General features: G+C 50.9%; 2 protein-coding genes. Both read right to left on the bottom strand.

Annotated elements, in window-relative coordinates:
• On the bottom strand, nucleotides 1-1525 hold a 1525-nt coding region (locus HP459_RS21650; RefSeq protein ID WP_171936818.1), incomplete at its 3' end, for a hypothetical protein.
• Entirely contained in the window at nucleotides 1522-4035 is a 2514-nt protein-coding gene (locus tag HP459_RS21645) for a type VI secretion system tip protein VgrG (RefSeq protein ID WP_171936817.1), read from the bottom strand. The genes HP459_RS21645 and HP459_RS21650, both read right to left, overlap by 4 nt.
• Nucleotides 4036-4416 lie beyond the last annotated feature (381 nt).

Here is a 4416-nt window from a genome sequence, read left to right as displayed (position 1 = left end):
CAGCAAAGGTTGTCGTTACCGTGCGCTTAATGGCGCTGGCTTTGGCGGAATAGGAAATGTAGGCGTCCGGGCTGTCCGGATCGACATAATAGGTATACGGTTTATCACTGGTTTTATGATCGTTATCCGGGTGATTATCCTCCCCCTGAAGTTTGAAAATAAAAGGTTCCGGTAACTCCTCACCGTTTATTACCACATCGCGAGCGCTGTAACTGGCGTTCGTGAGAAAGGCATATTTTGCATCCCCCTCATTTCGCGATGGTAGCTCAAAGGGGTTAGCGTCAGGGATTTTTCCTACTTCACCATGCTGGTAAAACACGCGCTGAAACAGATTCGGTATATCACTGGCAATATTCTGAGGAATGCCCCGCCAGCCAACCCCCTGCACATTCTCCAGCGACACGACGCCATCATTCGGGCAAAAGTAGTTATACACTTTTCCGTCGTTGCTTCGGCAATATCTGTCATCCGTTCGTAGCGGATTATCGGAAGGTTTACGCAGGGTACAGGAGGCCTCCAGAGCCAGTAATTCGCTCTCTGCTATTTTCCCGCCACCTTTCCATTGCGTATGCATAAGGCGACAGAAATTTTTAAATGTCTGCTGTCTGGCATCGTCGGTCTGTTGATAACCCGGCTGAATATTTTCAGCCACGCGCGACTTAAGAGAATACGGTGAGTGATTAAGAATGACACAGTTGACAGGCTTTAATCCCTCTTGTTTGACCAACATATTCGCCAGCATGGTAAGGATAGTGCCCTGACTATGCGCCACTACGTTGATAACATCATTTGCTGTGACCGGATTTCGGCGGATAGTTAAAATCAAATCCGCCAGCCGTTGAGCGGCAAAAAACTGGTAAATGCGGTGTGGGCTTTCATAGATAGGATGGGTAAAATCGCCATCATTGAAGTGCAGCGAGGCAAATCCCGCAGCGGCAACGCCGAAGCCACCGGCGCCGGGTCCCAGCATATCCGGGATCGTCGTCGTTGCGTTGGCAAAGGTCCCGCCCCCCTTGGCAAAACTCGTATCAAGTGCATTTTTAAAGTTATCGTTCTGGTACTGAAACGGCCCTTTCCCGTCATTACCCAGCGACTTTTTATTCGTCTCGTTATCTTCCTGGTACGCATCATAGGGCAGATGCGCTTTGTCACTCAGCTTCCCGACTTCCTCCCGGTAGCGCTTCTGGTCCGCCCGGTAGTCAGCATGCGTAACCGGTTTATATCCCCAGTAAAACGGGATGATGGGGGAACGCCCGGGAGTGATAATTCTGTAGTCTTTCCATTCGTGGGCGTAAAAATCCTGCCGGTTGAGTCGCTTACCCAGCCCGACAAGTATTCCTTTCTCCTGATTCTGGTAAGCTTCACCCACGTCGTTCACGCCATGGACGAGGATCACAATGCCGGGCATCGGACGCGGTATCCCGACGTTGCGCGTCTGGGCGACTTCGCCCAGGGTTTTGTGTACCGGAATATCGCCTTCTGATACCACCCGTGGAGCGTAGGGTTTTGTCTTCGCCTCCGTCATTCCATTATCTCCATTTTATAGCTGTCGAGGTCGTCAGCATCGAGCAGTGTTGAACGACCGGAGCTGTCCGTCACGCCTTCCACCACCTGACCGGATGCACTGGTCAGCCTGAATTTTTTGTTTGCCAGAATTTGCTCCGGATCATCGCAGGCGTGCAGTTTGTAGCGAAGTTTAAAGGCGCCTTTGTCAAAGGATGGCGTCGGTACCGACACACTTTCCGGACCGTCGTATTTCAGGCTCGGCGCTTTGAGCTCAATGCCCGTCGGCGAGAAAATCGTGACCAGTCCGGTCGGGCTGATACGGATCCCGCCGCCCCCGCAGACAAACTGCATTCCCTTTCTGGCACTGCCGTTCATTTTCCCGGCGGTGCTCGTCAGCGTGAAATCCTGCTGCGACAGCATGTGCATTTCGCCCCGCTGCGCCTGCGTCGTAATATCCCCCGCACCGGCAATCATCTCGATGCCGAGTTTGCGGGCAAACAGCGACAGTTTTTCCCCTACGGCCAGCGAGAATTTTTTCACCACATTCACGCTGGCATTCCCGCCCGCTGTGGCAATCAGGTCTTTCCCGGCTGACAATTGCAGGCTGTCCGGCGTAACCTGCGCAATTCCACTTTTTCCATATGCCAAGATACCGGGCTCCGCGAGATGACTCAGCGTCTGGCTGAGCGCATTTTGCCGATCGGTTTCCACATTACTCGCACCTGCCGTAAGCGCACTTTGTTGTAGGGTCATCGCCAGCGATAACGCCTTTTCGAGTTGTGAAATAGCCGCTGTCATATCCAGTTGCTTACCCCCCGCGCGGGGCTGTGCTTCCGTGGTGATCATCACGCCTTTGGCAGCACGCAGCGCCATCCAGTCGTCGGTGCGAGCCTCCACACCTTCCCCGCGCTTTTTGCCCTCAGCATCAACCAGGTGGCCCACACTCACTTGCCCTTTGCCGTACTCGGTAGAGATTTTGATGTGTTCCTGCCCGCGACGATCTTCAAGACGGATCTTGTTCAACGCGGCCGTGCGGATCACGTTTCGGGTATCGTTACGGTTTGTGACTAAATCCGGGTGGCTGCCGTCGTGCATGACATGGGCGATAAAAGGTCTGTCCGGGTCGCCGCCTTCAAAACCTACGGCAACTTCAGTCCCCTCCAGCAACGGAAAGTGAATACCAAAAGTGTCACCGGCGTACGGCCTGCCGAGGCGTACCAGGGCGCTTTCAAATCCGACCCGTTTTTCATCAAGGTCAAAATCGAACTTAACCCGGTAGCGTCCAACCGCATCAAGTCCGGCATAGGTTTTATCTCCCCCGATAGCCTTCACTCTGGCGGGCACCGTTCCGGCTATCACCGGCCGGGATATGTATTCAGGACGGAAGCTATAGCCGTGGATATAGGGGATCCCAGAAAGTACGGCGCGATAGTGTTCAGCACGGCTGCCGCGGATAATCATCGCAGTTATCACAAACCCGGACTTAAACCCGTCAGGTACAGGCCCTGAGGGATAAAACATAATGCCTGGCTGAAGCTCGGGATCGCTGGTTGTCGCCCCCAGAAGACTCTGTCCGTTCAACAGGCGTTCATAACGCAGACGAGCGTAAAATGCGGCGGTTTCCGCCTCTTCACCGTGAAAATCCCCCGCAGCAAGATAGTGATCGGCATAGTGATAGTGTTGGCCTGTCGTTACACCTTCGGGAATATCGCTCGTTTTAATGGTCTTATCCGTCTGCGGCGATTGCGGGTCACGGTAGTTATAGGTGCGAACCAACACATTTTTTGGGATCAGGCCGTGCTGCTCCTCCAGATCGGTGATGTATTCGTTATAACTGGTCATGCCTGAATGTCGGACATAAGGCATCTGTTTGTCGCTGAAGTTGTAACGACGCGCAGAATCCCCAAAAATAACGACGGTTTCCGTTTTCACTTTGTTGTGATTCTCAAAACGGAACCAGATCCCTATCTCTGCCAGCAGCCGACGGATGAACCGCAAATCGGTTTCTTTCCACTGAATGATCATTTCCCGTCGTGGATAGCTGTGGCTCAGTTGCTCAAAATCAATGTTGTAGCCGTCAAAGTGACCACTGTCCTTCATCAGCTTTGTAACGAGCTCCGGGACTGTCATGTTCATGTAAACCGCAGAACGGTAATTTTGATCCAGCAGCGCCAGCTCATGCTCCAGCACGCATTCATACAGTGCTTCGTCACCTGAAGACATCAGCCGGGAAAATTGGGTGATCGTGCCATTAATCTGGCGAACCGGCAGCCAGAAGGTTTGCCCATGCCATGAGGCTTCCAGATTGGGTGCACGCAGAATAAACTCAGCCCTTTGATTAAGAACAGCATTAATGGCAATGTTTTGATCCGGACTGGTAAAGCGGATGGTATAGCGATAAGGCTCGCTTAATATCTCTTTTCCTGTAAAAGAATGAACATCAGAAATAACATTTTTGCTACGCGGGAAATACAATAAATATCTGTTTAACGTGTCCCACCGTTGAGCCACCTCAGATTCCCCTGACATTATTATTTATCCTTTTAACAAACATTCCGTTTATTAAAAACAATACACCTATCGTTCTCCTATTAAAATACCCAACCTCAAGTTGAATTGACTCAAAGGAAGTAATATTATTCACAGAATAAATAAAAAGAGCCCAGGCAATTTCATCACAGATAAATTAAGAATGAATTATTCATCAAATATATAAGTGAGGGATTATTTAATAATGAAGAATGATACGCCTGGGGGTTAGGGATATTAAAAATGTTTGTGGGAAGAAGAAGAACTTATACATGCTGGTCACATAAAGTGACCAGCATCAGGCCAGAGGGCCTGCTTTATGCATTGAGCATTTGTTACTGTTTCGCGCCTTCTACCGCTTCGCGAGCCAGTTTAGTAATG

This window comes from Enterobacter sp. CM29 (genome assembly GCF_013179605.1).
Lineage (GTDB): Bacteria > Pseudomonadota > Gammaproteobacteria > Enterobacterales > Enterobacteriaceae > Enterobacter > Enterobacter intestinihominis.
Note: the sequence above shows the minus strand (reverse complement) of the source record. Positions and strands in the feature narration are given on the sequence as shown.

What these genes read in the sequence shown, in the direction of transcription:
- HP459_RS21645 (WP_171936817.1), bottom strand. Translation starts at nt 4,035, where the DNA reads ATGTCAGGGGAATCTGAGGTGGCTCAACGGTGGGACACGTTAAACAGA.